Annotated in this window: 10 protein-coding genes, 1 pseudogene and 1 riboswitch; of the genes and pseudogenes, 9 read left to right on the top strand and 2 right to left on the bottom strand. The window is 72.7% G+C overall.

The features are described 5' to 3' along the window. Positions 1–3: 3 nt before the first annotated feature. Positions 4–1,494: a precorrin-3B synthase gene (cobG, locus tag OG293_RS10360; protein WP_406003553.1), complete on the bottom strand. Its 1,491-nt coding sequence runs from the start codon at positions 1,492–1,494 to the stop codon at positions 4–6. A 118-nt stretch (positions 1,495–1,612) separates the two neighbouring features. Then, positions 1,613–1,705: riboswitch (cobalamin riboswitch) on the top strand. Between the two features lie 53 nt (positions 1,706–1,758). On the opposite strand from cobG, the gene cobN reads away from it, so the two are divergent. Further along, positions 1,759–5,346 (top strand): cobaltochelatase subunit CobN, encoded by a 3,588-nt coding sequence (gene cobN / locus OG293_RS10355; protein WP_405998484.1) that lies wholly within the window; start codon positions 1,759–1,761, stop codon positions 5,344–5,346. Positions 5,347–5,418: 72 nt separating this feature from the next. Here cobN and OG293_RS10350 read toward each other — a convergent pair. Next, positions 5,419–5,928, bottom strand: a pseudogene (locus OG293_RS10350) (response regulator transcription factor); the annotation flags it as partial. A 383-nt stretch (positions 5,929–6,311) separates the two neighbouring features. On the opposite strand from OG293_RS10350, the gene OG293_RS10345 reads away from it, so the two are divergent. The 8 genes from OG293_RS10345 to OG293_RS10310 all read left to right on the top strand — a co-directional run bounded on the left by OG293_RS10345 (position 6,312) and on the right by OG293_RS10310 (position 18,506). After that, complete coding sequence (locus OG293_RS10345; RefSeq protein ID WP_405998483.1) at positions 6,312–6,779, top strand: hypothetical protein; 468 nt, start codon at positions 6,312–6,314, stop codon at positions 6,777–6,779. Next, the gene (pstC, locus tag OG293_RS10340; protein WP_405998482.1) at positions 6,776–7,807 is read left to right on the top strand and encodes a phosphate ABC transporter permease subunit PstC; all 1,032 of its coding nucleotides are present in this window, start codon (positions 6,776–6,778) and stop codon (positions 7,805–7,807) included. Before OG293_RS10345 ends, pstC begins: the two co-directional genes overlap by 4 nt. 1 nt (position 7,808) lies before the next feature. Next, the gene (gene pstA, locus OG293_RS10335; RefSeq protein ID WP_405998481.1) at positions 7,809–9,290 is read left to right on the top strand and encodes a phosphate ABC transporter permease PstA; all 1,482 of its coding nucleotides are present in this window, start codon (positions 7,809–7,811) and stop codon (positions 9,288–9,290) included. An 86-nt stretch (positions 9,291–9,376) separates the two neighbouring features. Further along, positions 9,377–11,098 carry a phosphate ABC transporter substrate-binding protein PstS gene (gene pstS, locus OG293_RS10330; RefSeq protein WP_405998480.1) on the top strand — a complete coding sequence of 574 codons (1,722 nt, stop codon included), beginning with the start codon at positions 9,377–9,379 and terminating at the stop codon, positions 11,096–11,098. Continuing rightward, entirely contained in the window at positions 11,095–13,653 is a 2,559-nt protein-coding gene (locus OG293_RS10325) for a hypothetical protein (RefSeq protein ID WP_405998479.1), read from the top strand. The genes pstS and OG293_RS10325 overlap by 4 nt, the downstream gene beginning before the upstream one ends. Before the next feature lie 99 nt (positions 13,654–13,752). Then, positions 13,753–14,751, top strand: a complete 999-nt coding sequence (locus OG293_RS10320; RefSeq protein WP_405998478.1) for a hypothetical protein — start codon at positions 13,753–13,755, stop codon at positions 14,749–14,751. An 81-nt stretch (positions 14,752–14,832) separates the two neighbouring features. Then, positions 14,833–16,407, top strand: a complete 1,575-nt coding sequence (locus OG293_RS10315) for an Ig-like domain repeat protein (protein WP_405998477.1) — start codon at positions 14,833–14,835, stop codon at positions 16,405–16,407. A 140-nt stretch (positions 16,408–16,547) separates the two neighbouring features. Beyond that, on the top strand, positions 16,548–18,506 hold the full coding sequence (locus OG293_RS10310) for a WxL protein peptidoglycan domain-containing protein (RefSeq protein WP_405998476.1): 1,959 nt from the start codon (positions 16,548–16,550) through the stop codon (positions 18,504–18,506). The last annotated feature ends 4 nt before the right edge of the window (positions 18,507–18,510 follow it).

Raw genomic sequence — 18,510 nt, 5'->3', positions numbered from 1 at the left:
TCGTCAACGCGTCACGGCGGTCGTGCGCGCAGCCGCCACACGGGCGGCGAGTTCGGATGCTCCGGAGGTTTCGCGGGGTGCGGGGGGAGCGGGGGGTGGGTTCACCCCGGTGTGCCGGAGCTCACCGCGCACCGAGATGTCGTAGCCGTCGGCGGTCGCGAGGACGTCGACATGGTCGCCGCGCGGGTGGCCGCAACGGCGTTCGCAGCCGGACCAGTGGACGGGCAGGGCGGGTGCGTCGCCCGTGGGCCAGAGTGCGGTCCGGGCATCGGCCCGGACGTCCGCGAGGGACTTGGCGCACCCGGGCCGGCCGATGCACGCGCCGACGCCGAGCCACAGGGAGGCGGGGGAGGCGATCAGGCCGGTCGCCGCGAGCGCGTCGAGCTGCTCCTGGGCACCCTGGCCGAAGCCGGGGAGGACGACCCCACGCCAAGGGGTGAGCCGCAACTCGCCGCTGCCGTGGGCGTCGGCGACGGAGACGAGCCGCTGCCACTGGTCGCCGGTGAGCTGCCCGAGAGGGGCGAGTACGGAGAGGGAGAAGCGCCGTTCCGCGCTGCCGGACCCCGAGCGGGCGTCGTGGTCCCCGCTCGCGACCTGCCCCGCGTCCGCGTACGGTTCCGAGCCGGTCCCCTCTCCCGCGTTCGCGCCCTGCCCGCGAGCGGTGCCCCGGGCGGGCCGCGTGACCCGGCCGGACGGCCGGACGACCAGGCCCGGTGCCGGGGCGGCCCCCAGCGGCCCGTGGACCACAGGCACCCGCTCGTCAGCGATCCCCTCCGCCGTCAGCCGCGCAGCCACACGGTCCGTCAACTCATCCGGGCCACACGGAAGTTCAGCCACCCGCCAGGAATGCGACCCGGCCGCTTCCACGAACACCTCCGCCGCCGCCACCGCGGCGCGCGGTCCGTCCTGCACCCGTACGGCGAGCGCCGTCCCGGCCGACCCCAGCCGCAGAAGCGCGCCCCCGCCGGCCGCGGTCAGTGAAACGTCCGGGCCGAGCGCCGCCATGTCACCGCGCCCGTCGTCGCAGGCGAACAGAAACCGCCCCGAAAGACCTGTCGTCGACTCGCTCGCGCACAGCAGCCGGTCCAACTCCCGTGCCCACGGCTGCACTTCCGCCTCGCCCAGGCCGTCGAGGCCGGACAGCGGCGACGCGGCGAAGTTCCGCACCCGCTCGTGCCGGGCGTACGGCAGCAGCCCCGCGGCCGAGAGCACATCGGCCAGTTCGCGGCCACAGCCCGCACCCAGTCCGCGCAGCTGCACATTGCCGCGCGAGGTGAGGTGCAGTGATCCGTCACCGAGCCGCCGCGCCGCATCCCACAGCGCCAACGCCCCGTCCACGCTCAGCACGCCCGCCGGAATCCGCACCCGGGCCAGCGCCCCGTCGTCCGCCATGTGCAGCCGCAGTGCGCCGGGGCAGGCGTCACCGCCGTCCCGGGTCGGGGGCGTCCCCCCGGTCGTACGGGGGCCTGGGGCCGTCGGCATGGCGGCGAGCATACCCATCACCCGACTGTCGCTACCGCCCTTCACCTGCGCCGATCATCACAGCGCCCGCGCGCCCCGCGCCCGCCCCACGAGCCTTACTATGCTCGTCGGCGGGCCACCCGGCCCGTCATCGCCTGCGACGGCGACATGGAGGAAGCCCGGTGCGAATCCGGCGCGGTCCCGCCACTGTGAACCCGGTCCCCACCGAGTGAGCCAGGAACTCCCGCCGTCCACACCGCCCGGGGCGCGGACACCCCGAGGAAGGCCTGCGCACGCATGCTTCTGCTGCTGTCGACCTCCGACACCGACCTGCTCAGCGCCCGCGCGTCCGGGGGCCCGGTGCCCTACCGGTTCGCCAACCCGGCCCGCCTCGATCTCTCCGAGCTCCCCGCACTCCTCGACGGCGTGGACCTCGTGGTCGTACGTCTGCTCGGCGGCGTACGGGCCTGGCAGGAAGGTCTCGACCTGCTGCACGAGGCCCAGCTGCCCATCGTCGTCCTCACCGGCGAACAGGCCCCCGACGCCCAGCTGATGGAGGCGTCCACCGTCCCCGTCGGCATCGCGGCCGAGGCCCACGCCTACCTCGCCCATGGCGGCCCCGCCAACCTCGGCCAGCTGGCCCGCTTCCTCTCCGACACCGTGCTGCTCACCGGCCACGGCTTCGAGGCGCCGGCCCCCGCGCCGACCTGGGGCCCGCTGGAGCGCACCGCGCGCGAGGTGAGCGGCCCGGCCGTGGCCGTGCTCTACTACCGCGCCCACCACATGAGCGGCAACACCGCCTTCGTCGACGACCTGTGCCGGGCGATCGAGGACGCGGGAGGCCGCCCGCTGCCGCTGTACGTCGCCTCCCTGCGCACCCCCGAAGCGGAACTGATCGACGCGCTGCGCCCCGCCGACGCCATCGTGACCACCGTCCTCGCCGCGGGCGGCACCAGGCCCGCCGAGGCGTCGGCCGGGGGCGACGACGAGTCGTGGGACGCGGGCGCCCTCAGCGGCCTGGACGTGCCCATCCTGCAGGCGCTCTGCCTGACCGGTTCGCGCGGCGCCTGGCAGGAGAGCGACGAGGGCGTCTCACCGCTGGACGCGGCGAGCCAGATCGCCGTCCCGGAGTTCGACGGCCGCCTGATCACGGTGCCGTTCTCCTTCAAGGAGATCGACGAGGACGGTCTCCCGGCGTATGTGGCCGACCCCGAGCGGGCGGCCAGGGTCGCCGGAATCGCCGTACGCCACGCACGCCTCAAGCACATCCCGGCTGCCGACAAGCGCCTCGCCCTGGTGCTGTCCGCCTATCCGACCAAGCACTCCCGTATCGGCAACGCCGTCGGGCTCGACACCCCCGCCAGCGCGGTGGCTCTCCTGCGCCGTCTCGTCGCCGAGGGGTACGACTTCGGCGACGAGACGGTGCCGGGCCTGGAGTCCGGCGACGGCGACGAGCTCATCCACGCCCTCATCGAGGCCGGCGGCCACGACCAGGACTGGCTCACCGAGGAGCAGCTGGCCCGCAACCCGGTCCGTATCCCCGCCGCCGACTACAAGCGCTGGTACGCCACGCTGCCCGAGGCGCTGCGCTCCGGCGTCGAGGAGCACTGGGGCCCGCCGCCCGGCGAGATGTTCCTCGACCGGTCCCGCAACCCCGAGGGCGACATCGTGCTGGCGGCCCTGCGCCGCGGCAATCTGCTGATCCTCATCCAGCCGCCGCGCGGCTTCGGCGAGAAGCCGATCGCGATCTACCACGACCCCGATCTGCCGCCCTCGCACCACTACTTGGCCGCCTACCGCTGGATCGCCGCCCGGGCGGACGACGGCGGTTTCGGCGCCGACGCGATGATCCACCTCGGCAAGCACGGCAACCTGGAGTGGCTGCCCGGCAAGAACGCGGGCCTGTCCGCCGCCTGCGGCCCGGACGCGGCACTCGGCGACCTCCCGCTGATCTACCCGTTCCTCGTCAACGACCCGGGCGAGGGCACCCAGGCCAAGCGCCGCGTCCACGCCACGCTGGTGGACCATCTCGTGCCGCCGATGGCGCGAGCCGACTCGTACGGCGACATCGCGCGCCTGGAGCAGCTGCTCGACGAGTACGCCGCCATCTCCTCCATGGACCCGGCGAAACTCCCCGCGATCCGCGCCCAGATCTGGACCCTGATCCAGGCCGCCAGACTCGACCACGATCTGGGCCTGGAGGACCGCCCCGACGACGACGGCTTCGACGACTTCCTGCTCCATGTCGACGGCTGGCTGTGCGAGGTCAAGGACGCCCAGATCCGCGACGGTCTGCATGTGCTGGGCAAGGCCCCGGCCGGTGCCGACCGGGTCAACCTGGTCCTCGCCATCCTGCGCGCCCGCCAGATCTGGGGCGGCACCGCCTCCCTGCCGGGTCTGCGCGAGGCGCTGGGCCTGGACGAGTCGGCGGCGACCCGGACCACGGCGGACCAGGCGGAGGAGAAGGCCCGCGCCCTGGTCCAGGCGATGGACGACGCGGGCTGGGACCCGGCGGCCGTCCCGTCCGAACACGGCGTGGAGGTCTCCGCGATCCTCGACTTCGCCGCCCGCGAGGTCGTGCCGCGCCTGGCCGCCACCACCGCCGAACTGGACCACGCCGTCCACGCCCTGAACGGCGGTTTCGTCCCGGCGGGCCCCTCCGGTTCCCCGCTCCGCGGCCTCGTCAACGTCCTTCCGACGGGCCGCAACTTCTACTCCGTCGACCCCAAGGCCGTCCCGTCCCGCCTCGCCTGGGAGACGGGCCAGGCGCTCGCCGACTCCCTGCTGGAGCGCTACCGCACGGACAACGGCGACTGGCCGCCTTCGGTCGGTCTCTCCCTGTGGGGCACCAGCGCGATGCGCACCAGCGGCGACGATGTCGCCGAGGCGCTCGCCCTGCTCGGCATCCGCCCGGTCTGGGACGACGCCTCCCGCCGCGTCACGGGCCTGGAGCCCGTCCCGCTCGCCGAACTCGGCCGCCCCCGCATCGATGTCACCCTGCGCATCTCGGGCTTCTTCCGGGATGCCTTCCCGCACACGATCGGCCTGCTGGACGACGCCGTACGCCTGGCGGCATCCCTCGACGAGCCCGCCGACCAGAACTTCGTACGAGCCCACACCCAGGCCGACCTCGCGGACCACGGCGACGAACGCCGTGCCACCACCCGCATCTTCGGCTCCCGCCCCGGCACGTACGGCGCCGGTCTGCTCCAGCTGATCGACTCCCGCGACTGGCGCACCGACGCCGACCTGGCCGAGGTCTACACCGTCTGGGGCGGCTACGCCTACGGCCGTGAGTTGGACGGCCGCCCCGCCCGCGCCGAGATGGAGACGGCGTACAGGCGCATCACGGTCGCGGCGAAGAACACGGACACCCGCGAGCACGACATCGCCGACTCGGACGACTACTTCCAGTACCACGGCGGCATGGTGGCCACGGTCCGCGCCCTGCGGGGCACGGCCCCCGAGGCGTACATCGGCGACTCCACCCGTCCGGAGACGGTCCGCACCCGCACGCTGGTCGAGGAGACCTCCCGCGTCTTCCGCGCCCGTGTGGTCAACCCCAAGTGGATCGAGGCGATGCGCCGCCACGGTTACAAGGGCGCCTTCGAGCTCGCCGCCACGGTGGACTACCTGTTCGGCTACGACGCGACGACGGGCGTGGTGGCCGACTGGATGTACGACAAGCTCACCGAGACGTACGTCCTGGACCCGGCGAACCGCGCGTTCCTCCAGGAGGCGAACCCCTGGGCCCTGCACGGCATCGCGGAGCGCCTCCTGGAGGCGGAGTCGCGGGGCATGTGGGAGAAGCCGGACCCCGGCACCCTCGCCGCGCTGCGCCAGGTCTTCCTGGAGACGGAGGGCGACCTGGAGGGCGAGGACTGACCCCCGGGTTGAGCCGTCTCCCTTTTCCTGCTTTTCCTGCCTCAGAGTCGAGGGTGAACCTCCCACCGCTGCGGGAGGACCGCCGCGGGGAGGCCGTCCGGCGCGGGTGTACGTCTCCACCAGCCGCCGCGTCACGCTCGGAGCGAACAGGCAGTCGCCGTCGGCGGTCAGATGCAGGGCGCTGAGCAGCCGCTCCGGGCCGGTGTCCTTGAGGAGGAGCCCCAAGGCGCCGGCGCGCAGCGCCGCATGGACGTACTCGTCGAGGTCGAAGGTGGTCAGCGCCAGCACCCGGGGGCGGCTGTCCACCGGCGCGGCGGCCAGGATGCGGGTGCACGCCTCGACACCGTCGAGCTCGGGCATCTGCATGTCCATCAGCACCACATCGGGCACGACGCGGGCCGCCTGGGCGACCGCGTCGAGCCCGTTCACCGCTTCCCCCGCGACCTCAAAGCCGGGAGCCGCCCGGATCAGTGCGGCCAGTCCGCCGCGGATCAGATCGTGGTCGTCGGCGACGAGTACCCTCGCCGGGCCTTCGTACGGAACCGGCGACGCCTCCGGTAAAGCGCGGCTGCCTGCGGTCATCTGCTCCGCCTGAGCGAATCCGGCTGGAACCCCAGGAGCCATGGTGCCGTCGCTGCACGACGCACGGGTCCACCGGCGGCCCGTTCATCACACGCGTGATGCAGACCCACAGTTCTGCGACAACCCGCGCGCCGGCACCCCCGCCGCGGCCCCGGTACGACGCACAGCGTCACCGGAATCTTGATCACGATTACCTTGGGTTCACCGGAGCTTCCCATTCATGTTCTCTCCGTTCGGCCTTCACCTCTCCGTGCACACATGCCCTACACAAGCCGCCACTGTCAGGTGCGTTTGGGGCGGGTCTTTCGGCCAGTGGCAAAAAGCGCAGTGGCGAAAGGCGGAAGGGGGTGGTTTCGATGGTTCGGCCGCGGTTCTTGTACGTAGTGCCCGTATCGCAGCAGAGACCGGAGGGCGGTCAGAAGCCGGTCGGCTGGCGTCTGATCGGCGCGAACAACCGTGAACTGGGACGCAGTGCGGAGGCGTTCGACAACGTCACGACATGCCAGGCGTCGGTGAACGGGCTCCGGGAGCGGGTCGGGGAGGCCCGCGGATTCCTCACCATGTCCGACATGACGGGCAGCTGGACGTGGCGGCTGGAGATCGAGGGGCGGTCCGTCGCCGTCGCCGGGCGGTCCTACCAGCGGCACCGCGAATGCCAGTACAACCTGGCACAGTTCCTGGCCGCGGTACCGGTCGCCCAGCTCGCCGTGGGAGTGCCCAGCAGGCCGCGGGCGCGCGCCCTGCCGCTCCGCGGTCCCGCGCTGACCGGCTCCGCGCGTGCGAAGGAACCGGACGACGAGGGCCACGGCCTTGCGTTCGGCGGTACGAACATCCCGGCGGGTGCGCGATGACCGTGGCCGCACAGGGTCTCGGACGCACGTCCGAGCCGGGCCGGGATCCGGTGGACGCGCCCCGCGCGTTGCGCGGCAGGGGCGAGCCTGCTGACCGTCTTTTCCGAGGAGCGGCCCGCACAAGCGGCGCCGTCGTCCTGGGGATCATGCTGCTCGTCGGCGTCTTCCTCACCTACCGCGCGTCCCAGGCGCTCGACGTGGCCAAGGGCTCGTTCCTCACCACGTCCGCGTGGGAGCCGGACTCGCACCACTTCGGCATCGCCGCGGTGATCACCGGCACCGTCCTCATCGGCGTGGTCGCCATCGGCATCGCGCTGCCGCTGGCCCTGGGCACCGCGCTGTACATCTCCGAGTACGCGCCGAGGAAGCTGAAGCGGACGCTCATCAGCCTCGTCGACCTCATGGCCGCCGTGCCGAGCGTCGTCTACGGGCTGTGGGGCGCCTTCTTCCTCCAGGCGCACATCGTCGGCCTCTCGCGCTGGATCGCCACCTACTTCTCGTGGATCCCGCTCCTGAAGGTCGACGGCACCGATCCGCACGACCCGCTGGAGACGACGACCGTCTACACCTCGTCGACCTTCATCGCCGGAATCGTCGTGGCGCTCATGGTCACGCCGATCGCCTGCTCGGTCATGCGGGAGACGTTCTCCCAGGCGCCGCCCGGCGAGCGCGAGGGCGCGTTCGCGCTGGGCGCGACCCGCTGGGGAATGATCCGCGCGGTCGTCCTGCCCTTCGGCTGGGGCGGCGTGATCGGCGGCACGATGCTCGGCCTCGGCCGGGCCCTGGGCGAGACCATCGCCGTCTACATGATCATCTCGCCGGTCTTCGCGGTACAGCCCCACATCCTCCAGAACGGCGCCAACTCCGTGTCGGCGCTGATCGCGCTGCGTTACGGCTCCGCGAGCGCCTTCGGCATGTCGGCCCTGATGGCAGCCGGACTCGCGCTCTTCCTGATGACCCTCGTCGTGAACTTCATCGCGTCCTCGATCGCGGCCCGCAGCCGCTCGGGCAGCGGGACGGAGGCCTGAGATGACCGACCTCCTCAAGGAGCGGCCCGCACAGACCGTGCGGCCGGCGGCCGAGCCCGGGGACCAGTCCCCGGAGCCCCGCCGCAACACCTCGTCCGTGCACGCCACGGACCTGCTCGCCCTCGCGGGCGCGGCCGTGGGATCACTGGCCCTGACGGCCCTGCTGTTCCTCTGGATCGCGCCCTTCGACACCGTCCTGGGCTTCGTCGTCGTCGCCTATCTGCTCTTCCTCGGGCTGTACGCGGTGCTCGTCTCGTTCGACGAGAACAGCGTGGCCGTACGGGACAAGGTCGCCGCCGTGGTGTGGCAGAGCCTGGCCACCCTGCTGCTGGCGGCGCTGGTCATGGTCGTGGCGTACACGCTGTGGCGCGGCCACTCCGCCCTCGCGCACCTCAACTTCTTCACCGAGGACATGTCGCGCACCGGCCCGCTCCAGCCGCTCAGCGACGGCGGAGTCTTCCACGCGATCGTCGGCACGCTGGAGCAGATCGCCCTCTCGCTGGCGATCACCGTGCCGCTCGGGCTGGCATGCGCGGTGTTCCTCAACGAAGTGCCCGGCCGCTACGCCCGGTTCGTGAGGACCATCGTCGAGGCGATGACCGCACTGCCGTCGATCGTCGCCGGACTCTTCATCTACGCCACCGTGATCCTCATCCTCGGCGTCGACAAGTCCGGCTCCGCCGCGGCGCTGGCACTGAGCGTGATGATGCTGCCCATCATCATCCGCGCCTCCGACGTGGTCATCCGGCTGGTGCCGGGCTCGCTGCGCGAGGCGTCCTACGCCCTGGGCGCGAGCCAGTGGCGCACGGTGTGGACGGTGGTGCTGCCCACCGCGCGCTCCGGTCTCACCACCGCGGTCATCCTGGGCACCGCCCGGGGGATCGGCGAGACCTCGCCGGTCCTGCTCACCTCCGGATTCACCGCGGACCTGAACGCCAATGCGCTCAGCGGGCCGCAGGTGTCGCTGCCGCTGGCGACCTTCCAGCTGGTCGCGTCCCCGCAACCCAGCCTCATCGCCCGCGGGTTCGGCTCGGCGGCTCTGCTGATGGCCCTCGTGCTGCTGCTCTTCCTCGTGGCGCGGGTGGTCGGCGGCCGGGGGCCGGGCGAGCTGACCCGGAACCAGCAGCACCGGCGCGTGGTGGCCTCGCGCCGGGACGCCGAGCGGATGGGCGGGCGAGCGGCCCAGCGAGGGACGGGGGCGGGCGGCGCGGCTGCCTGGGACTTCCCGGACGCTCCTGCACCGGACGCCGCGGGACCGGACGCCGCGGGACCGGACGCTCCGGCACCGGATGACCCCGGACCGGACTCACCCGTGGCCAGCCCGCCGGAATCCGACGCCGGCCCGTCCGGCAGCCCCGAAACCGCCCCTCCGGCCTCCGCCGGAGGCAGGGCTCCGGCCGCCGGTCCGTCCGGCAGTCCCGATGGCACCCGCCCGCCGGGTTCCGACGGCCCGCCCCCCGCCCACGGCCCGGTCTCGGACTGACCGCCGCCGAGACACCCGGCTCCCCCCCCGCACCCGCGGAATCCGCACCGCCCTGTACCGACGACACCGACCAGGAGTCACCTGCCATGCCCGGATCGCCTCCGGCAATCTCCGCACGCTTCCGCCAGAGAGCCGTGACCGCCCTCGTCCTCCTGGCCGCGCTCCTGTTCGGCGCCGCGATGCCGGGTGCCGAGCTCGCCCATGCCGCGACGTACGTCCCGATCTCCGGCGCCGGATCCACCTGGAGCCAGAACGCCCTCGACCAGTGGCGGGCCAACGTCAAGCAGTACGGCATGACCGTGAACTACAACGGCACCGGGTCCTCCGACGGCCGTAACCAGTTCCGCAACGGCACCGTGGACTACGGCGTCTCCGAGATCCCCTACGGCATCAAGGACTCGGGTGTCGTCGACCCGCCGCCCTCCCGCAAGTACGCCTACATGCCGATCGTGGCCGGCGGCACCTCGTTCATGTACAACCTCACGATCGGCAACCGGCGGGTGACCAACCTCCGGCTGTCCGGAGAGGTTCTCGCCAAGATCTTCACCGGCCAGATCAAGACCTGGAACGACCCGGCGATCAAGGCCGACAACCCGGCGCTCGCCTCGGCGCTGCCCGCCCGGCGCGTCGTGCCCGTGGTGCGTTCCGACGGCTCCGGCACCACCGCGCAGTTCACCACCTGGATGAGCAAGCAGTACGGCTCGCTGTGGGACGCCTACTGCCGCAAGGCGGGCCGGGGGACTCCCTGCGGGGCGACGTCCAACTACCCGCTCGTCCCCGGCAGCGGCTTCGTCGGCCAGTCCGGCTCGAACGGTGTCTCCGGCTACGTGGCCCAGGCGGGCAACGTCGGCACGATCACCTACGTCGAGTACTCCTACGCGGTCTACACGACCGGATTCCCCGTCGCCAAGGTGCTCAACTCCGCCGGGTACTACTCCGAACCGACCGCGAAGAACGTGGCCGTGGCCCTCACCAAGGCGCGGATCAACGAGAACAGCTCGTCGCCGGGCTATCTGACACAGATCCTCGACGACGTCTACAACGACCGGGACCCGCGCGCCTACCCGCTCTCCAGCTACAGCTACATGGTCATCCCGACCGCGCTGGAGTCGAACTTCAACACCCAGAAGGGCAAGACGCTCGGCGCGTTCGCGTACTACTTCCTCTGCCAGGGGCAGCAGCACGTGGACAACCTCGGCTACTCGCCGCTGCCCGTCAACCTCGTCCAGGCCGGTCTGAAGCAGGTCCGCAGGATCCCCGGCGTGGATGTCGAGAAGATCAACATCAAGGACTGCCACAACCCGACCTTCTCCAGCGACGGCAGCAACACCCTCGCCAGGACCGCGCCCTACCCGCCCGCCTGCGACAAGAAGGGCGCGGCGCAGTGCAACACCGGCACCGGCGGCGCGAAGACCCCCACCAACGTCAACGGCTCCGGCACCTCCGGCGGCGCGTCCGGCTCCGGCCAGGGCGCCACCGGCGGCACAGGAGGCGGCGGCCCCGGCGGTCCGGCCTCCGGCGCGGGCGGCAAGGCCGCGGGCGGCACGACGGCCGGCACCGGCGGCGCGGGCGCGTCCGGCGGCCCGGGCGGGGCGACGGTCGACCCGGACACCGGCCAGGTGATCGGGGACAACGGAGCCGCGGCCGGAGGCGGCAGCGGTGACGCGTTCGCCGTCCCCGTCACGACGTCCCGCAGCATCGGCGGGGGCACGCAGACCGCGCTGATGGCGGTGGCCGCGGTGATGCTGATCGTCCTCACGGTCGGGCCCCCGCTGCTCAACAGACGGCTCAAGCGAGGCCGGTCATGATCGCCGCGCTGCGCCGCTTCGTCCGGACCTCGTCCGCCGTCGCGCTCGTCCTGCTGTCGCTGATCGTGGCCGTCGTCCTGGCGACGGCTCCCGGTCCGGCCGACGCCGCCGACCGGAGCGGCACCGGGTCCGCGGTGACCGTCTCCGGACGGGGCCCCTACGCGGACCTGAAGGTGACCGTCAGCCAGACCCGGAACCTGGTCAACCAGGTCGTCAGGATCTCCTGGCAGGGCGGCGCCCCCACGGTCTCGGACACCACCTACGCGGCCAACTACCTCCAGGTCATGCAGTGCTGGGGGGACGGCACCGGCGGACCCGACCCCGAGCAGTGCCAGTACGGCGGATCGTCCGCGCTCGGCGCGGGCGCGGGCAGCCAGGCCGCCGGCGCGTACACCAACACCCGGCAGCTGACCTACGGCGGACTGAAGGACCCCGCCCAGAAGCTTCCCCCGCCGACCGCCACGGGCATCTCGTACGTCCCCTTCAGGTCCGCCACCGGCGATGTGATCACCAAGGGGAACTGGAACGAGTTCTACGACGTGAACACCACCAACGAGGTCCCCTACGCCCGCAGCGGCCCCGACGGCAGGGGCGAGGTCTACTTCGAGACCCAGACCGCGCTGGAGGCGCCCGGCCTGGGCTGCGGCGAGGTTCCCGCCGGGGCCTCGAACGCGACGGCGGGCCGCTCCTGCTGGCTGGTCGTGGTACCGCGTGGCGACAAAGAGGTGGACGGCACCACGTACGGATCCCAGCCGAGCGGCCTCCTGCAGTCCTCGCCGCTCACCGCGAGCAACTGGCAGCACCGGCTGGCCGTTCCGCTGCGCTTCGAGCCGATGGGCCGCTTCTGCCCGATCGGCGCCGACGAGCGCAGCACGCTCGGCAACGAGATCGTCGCCGAGGCCGTCGCCCGCTGGCAGCCCGCGCTGTGCCAGTCCGCGAGCCGGACCATCTACGGCTACGCGCAGGTCACCGACGACACCGCCCGCGCCAAACTGGTCTCCGGGAAACCCGGACTCGTCTTCCTCGGCCGCCCCGCCACCGGGGACCAGTTGCCGGCCTCCCTGCGGCCGGTGTACGCACCCATGGCCCTGTCCGGGCTGACCATCGGGTACTTCGTCGAGAGCCAGGCGGGCTTCGGCGCCCCCGACGCCGTCAAGGCACGCGACGGAGCACGGCTGACGGGGCTCAACCTCACCCCGAGACTGGTCGCCAAACTGCTCACCGAGTCGTACCAGGACGGCAATTCACGGTTCGCGCCCAGCACCGCGGAGAATCCTTTCAACCTGGCCCGCGACCCGGAGTTCCGCGCCTTCAACCCGGCGTACAAGGACCTGGACTTCGGCGGCGGCCTCGGCGACGCGCTTGTGCCCGAGGCGCTCTCCGACGCGGCCCGGCAGCTGTGGGAATGGGTCGCGCAGGACGCCGCCGCCCGCGAGTTCCTCGCCGGCACCCCCGACAACCAGGGCCGGTACGGCAACGCCGCCTACGCGGGTATGAAGGTCAATCCGCACTACCGGGACATCAGGCTCCCGGTGAACGACTTCCCCAAGAGCGACCCGTTCTGCCAGCAGTTCGGGGACCACCCCGACAACCCGCTGTGCATCCAGGACAAGCATCCGTACGCCTCCGACATGCACGCCGCCGCCCGGGCCGCCGCCCGCGGCGACACGCTCGCCCGCGCCACCTGGGACAACACCAGCACGCCCCCCGGCTACAAGAAGAACCCTCCGCAGCCCATGGGCCGGCGGGCGGTCCTCGCGGTCACCGACACGGCGACGGCGAGCCGCTACGGGCTGGTGACCGCGAAGCTCCAGAACGCCGCGGGCCGCTTCGTCGGTCCCGACGTGGCTGCCCTGACCGCCGGACAGGCGGCGATGAAGATCAGCGGTGTCGCGGGAGTGGTGAGCCCGAACCCGGGCACGAAGGCCAAGAACGCCTACCCGCTCACCCTCCTCACCTACGCCGCCACCGTGCCGGAACAGCTGACGAAGAAGGAGGGCCAGGACTATGCGGCCCTCCTCAGATACGCGGCCGGCACGGGCCAGCAGCCGGGTGTCTCCGCGGGGACCCTTCCCGACGGATACGCCCCGCTGCCGCGGAGCGTGCGCGCACTGACCCGCGCCGCCGCCGACGCCATCGCCTCCCGTGCGGGCGCCTCGCCGTCCGGCTCCGGTCCCGGCGCAGGTCCCGGCGGCCCGGTCGCGGGCGCCGACTCCACGGCCGGCGGCACGGGCGGTGGTGGCGCCGGTACGGGTGGCGCGGGCACAGGGCAGGCACAGTCGGCGGCGGCGGGCGGGCCCGGAGCATCCCCGTCCGGAACCGCCAAGCCGTCCGGCGCTCCGCCCGCGGCGGCGCCCGCGGCGGCCGACGGCCCCCTGCTCCGAACTCCTGCCTGGGCGCTCGGCGCGGTGCGCTACGCCCTTGTGACCGCCCTGCTCGTCGGGCTCGCCGCCGCGGTCGGCGGCCCCCTCCTGCCGAGGGTGCTGCCCCGGCTCGCGGCGGCTCTGTCGGACCGGCGGGCCAGGGCCATGTCGCCCGGCAGCCGAGGGAGGTGATGCCCGAACCCGATACCTCGACAGGTCCGCGCCAACGAACTGTCAGAAACACACGCGCCGGGCACCACCCGGCGAAAGCCTATCCGAGAGGTAACGCACGTGAACACGAGGAAGACAGCCCTCGCCGCCGTCGGCATCGCCGGTCTGGTCGTCGGCAGCGTCTGCGCCGGCCAGGCCGTCGCGGACCCCGCAGGTCCGCCGCCCTACCGCCAGCTCTCCGGCGTGGGCTCCGACACGACGCAGGGCGTGATGAACGGCCTCGCCAACGCCATCACCATCAACGGCACCAAGGTGATCGGCTCCTACGACGCCGTCGGCTCGGCGCAGATCACCACCAAGGACCCCGCCACCACGCCGGGTTGCGCCATGAACCGCCCGAACGGTTCCAACGCGGGCCGCACCGCACTGCTGAACTCGCTCCAGGCCAACAACGGCTGTCTGGACTTCGCGCGCTCCTCCAGCCTCAACCTGGGCGCCGCGAACCCCGGCCTGACCTATGTTCCGTTCGCCGTGGACGCGGTGACCTACGCGATCACGCCCACCAGCACCGTTCCGCGCAAGCTCTCGCTGACGGACCTCAAGGCGATCTACCACTGCGACCCCAACTACGTGGGCAGCGCTCCCAACTTCAGCCTCAACGTGTACCTGCCGCAGGCCGGCTCCGGCACGCGCAGCTTCTGGGAGTCCACGATGGGCATCACCGACGCCGACGTGGTCGCCGGCGTCTACCCCTGCATCAAGGACACCAAGGCCGGCGCACCGGTCGAGGAGCACGACGGCCGTGTCCTGGACGACAAGTCGGTCGTCCCGTTCTCCATCGCGCAGTACAACGCGCAGAGTTCGCAGACCATCGCCGACCTCCGCGGCCGCGCGATCCTCGGCACCGTCGACAACATCGCGCCCACCACGCTCAACAGCAACTTCGGTGTGAAGCGCGATGTCTACAACGTCATCCCGACCGGCAAGCTCGGCACGGCGCCGTACAGCAATGTCTTCGTCGGCCCGAACTCCCTCATCTGCCAGCAGCAGGCCGTGATCAACACCTACGGCTTCGCGACCAACGCGAACTGCGGCGACACCAGCAAGCAGACCCCCTGACGCTCCCCGGTGCCTCGACCCCCCACGTCGAACCCCTTGCTTTCGTCACCTTCGAATCCTTCCAAGAAGGAGAGCACGACTGTGTGGAAGAACACCCTCTCGCGGAGCTTGGCGGGTGGCCTCGCGAGCCTGGTAGCCCTGCTGGCGGGCGGCCTGCTTCTGGCCCCCGCGGCGCACGCCGCGGACATCGGAACCGCCGCGGTCACCCCGGCGACCGGCTCCGACACCTCCAGCATGACGCTGACCACGTCGGGCGCCTGCCCGGCGAACGCCACCAACATCATCGTCTCGGTGACCGGCGCGGGCTTCCCCGCCGGCGGCCAGAACGTCGTCGGCAACTCGCCGATCGACACCTACGGATCGACGCCGGACGGCGGGCTCGTCATCCCGCTGTCCCAGACGATGCGTGACTACGCCAACACGGCCGGATTCACCACCCTGACGGGCAAGTACAGCTTCCTCGTCACGTGCCGCACGGCCTTCAACGGCACGAGCCTCGGCGACTTCCCGGCCGGGGTCTGGTTCACCTCCAACACGGCCTACCAGAACACCGACCCGAGCGTGAAGACCGACACCACCACCTCCCTCGCGGCGACCCCGGCCGGTCCGGTCACCGCGGGCACCCCGGTGACGCTGACCGCGACCGTCGGACCCGCCGCCGCGGCGGGCACCGTGCAATTCCGCGACAACGGCGCGGCCCTGGGCAACCCGGTGAACGTCTCCGGCGGCCAGGCGGCGCTCACCACGAGCAGCCTGGGGCAGGGCAACCACGCGCTGACGGCCGTGTTCACGCCGTCGGGCACCGCGTACAACGGATCCACCTCCACCGCCGTCGCCTACACGGTCAACGCCGCCGCGGCGACCGCGACCACCACCGCGCTGGCCGTCGCCCCGGCCGGAACCTCGGCGCAGTTCAGCCCGGTCAGCATGACGGCCACGGTCGCGCCCGCCTCGGCGGCCGGATCCGTCACGTTCCAGGACACCGTCGGCGGCACCACCACCACCCTGGCCACGGTGCCGGTCGCCGCAGGCCAGGCGGCCTTCACCACCAGCGCCCTCGCCGCGGGCGACCACTCCTTCTCGGCGACCTTCGTCCCGGCGAACGCCGCCGCCTACCTCGGCTCCGGCTCCGGCGCCGTCCCGCACGTGGTCGGCGCCTTCACCGGCGTCACCGCCTCGCAGGACATCACCACCACCGTCGAGGCGGGCGCGCTCGTCATCAGCGTCGACAACCCGCACGTCACCCTGCCGTCCCCGGCGCTCAACACCAGCGGCGACCTCCTCACCACCACGGGCGCGATCAATCCGGTCACGCTCACCGACACCCGCGCCGGCAACCCGGGCTGGTCGGTCAGCGGCCAGCTGACCGACTTCTCCGACGGCGGTACGCACCTGATCAACGGTCAGAACCTCGGCTGGACGCCGAAGGTGATCGACAAGGGCGCGTCCCAGACGGTCACGGCCGGCGGGGCGGTCGCGCCGGCAGGCGGTGTCGCTCCCGCCGACGCGGGCACGGCCGGACTCAAGTCCTCCCGTTCCCTCGCCACCGGCACCGGCCTGGGCACCGCCCACGTCGGGGCCGACCTGGCGCTCAGCGCGCCGACCTCGACCGTGGCCGGCACCTACACGGCCACGCTCACCCTGACGGCCATCTGACCTCGGTCGGACGGCCCTGGGGCGGACCTCGTCCCCCAGGTACCGCCCCGGCCGGGACGGGCAGCGATGCCCGTCCCGGCCACCCCGCTCCACCTGTCCCTGCCACCCCACCCGTCCCGCGCGCGATCGGACGACCCGACATGATCACGACCTCAGCCCGACGTATCGCAGCCGTCCTGGCCGCCTGTCTCATGGCCGCTCTGCCGGCCGCTGCCACTGCCGCCTCGGCGGCCACCGCGGCCGTGACGGCCGGGGCGGGAGCCATGACGGCCGCGGCGTCGCTCCCGGTCGCCGGGCTCCCGGCCACCGGTCCGGGCGACGGCGGGCAGAGGCGTACCACCTTCGGAGTCCAGCCGTCGGCCGCGAAGAAGCCCGACGCACGACCGAACTTCTCGTACGCAGTCACCCCGGGCGCCGCCGTCAAGGACCACATCGCCGTCCTGAACTACGCCGACGAGCCGATCACCCTGCGGGTGTACGCCGGGGACGCCTTCACCACCGCCGACGGCGGCTTCGACCTGTACGCGGCGAACCACCGGCCCACCGACGTGGGCTCCTGGGTGAAACTCGGCCGGAACCTGCTGAGAGTGCCCGCCCGCTCCCGCGCCATCATCCCCTTCACCCTGACCGTCCCGAGGAACGTCACTCCCGGCGACCACACCGGCGGCATCGTCGCTTCGCTGGCGGCGACGCGCACCGACAAGCAGGGCAACAAGGTCGCCGTCGACCAGCGGGTCGGCGCGCGGATCTACCTCCGGGTCGCCGGTGAACTCGCGCCCCGGCTCGCCGTCGAGGACCTGACCACCACCTACCACGGCACCGCCAACCCCTTCGCCCGCGGCTCCGCGACGGTGACGTACACCGTCCGCAACTCCGGAAACGTCCGGCTGGCGGCCCGCCAAGCGGTCGGCGTGCGCGATCTGTTCGGCGGCCGGGCCTTGGTGGGGAAGCTGCCCGCCGTCACCGAGCTGCTGCCCGGCGCGACACTGAAGATCACCGCCTCGGCCACCGGTGTCGTACCCGCGGTGCGGGGCACGACGACGGTCACCGTCGACCCCGAGCCCGTACGTGGCGACATCAAGTACCGCGTGCTGCCCCGCGTCACCCGGACCGAAGCCTTCTCGGCCGTGCCGTGGACCCTGCTCGGTGTGCTGCTGGTGGCCGCCGCGACCGCCGCGGTGAAGCTGGTGCGCAGACACCGCCGCCGCGGACCACGGCCCGGCGAATCCAGGCGGCGCGGGCCCGGTACCGCCCCGAAACGTGCCGTCGGGGTGGCGGCGCTGGCGCTGGCCGCCGCCGTTGTCGTCGCGGCCGGAAGTCCCCACCAGGCGCACGCGGCGGAAACCGCGGGACGCGCCCCCGCCCGGGGAACGGCACCGCTCGCGGTCACCCCGGCGGGGGGAGGGCTCGCGGTCACCCCGGGCCAAGGCAGCGACACGCAGCCCATCACCCTGACCGCCGCCGCACCCTGCCCCGCCACCACCACCAACGTCATCGCCCGCGTCACCGGAGCGGGCTTCCCCCGCGGCGGCCAGATCGTGGTCGGCAACGCGCCCCTCGCCACCTACCCGACGACGGCGGGCGGCGGCCCGGCGATCCCGCTGACGTACACGATGCGGGACTACGCCAGCACAGCCGGATTCACCGCGCTGCGCGGCACGTACACCTTCACGGTCAGCTGCCTCAAGGGTGCCTTCGGCCTGACGAGCCTGCGTGACTTCACCGGGTCCCTGCGGTTCACCGCGAAGGACGCGTACCGCGACGGCACGCGGGCCGCGGCCGTGGAGGGACCGGCCCGGGGCGCCCAGGCGCCGGGGCCCACAGAGCAGCCCGTACCGCCGACCGTGTCGGGGGGCGGTACGGGCGCGGACGCCCCGGGCAGCGGCGGGCCGTCAGCGCCCGCGGGGGGCTCAGGCACCCCCGCGGGCGTACCCGCCGCGGCGGCCGACGACGCCGCCGCCCAGGGCTCCGACACCTCACTCGTCGCCTGGTCGGTCATCGGCTTCGCCGTCGGCCTCCTGGCGCTGCTCACGGGCGTCGCCCAGTGGGTGCGGGGCCGCCGGGCGCGCGCCGCGGACGGGCCCGGCCAGGCCGACTGACCAC

It is taken from the genome of Streptomyces sp. NBC_00829, assembly GCF_045161795.1.
Lineage (GTDB): Bacteria > Actinomycetota > Actinomycetes > Streptomycetales > Streptomycetaceae > Streptomyces.
The sequence above is the reverse complement of the archived record's forward strand: the minus strand, read 5'-3'. Positions and strand labels throughout refer to the sequence as shown.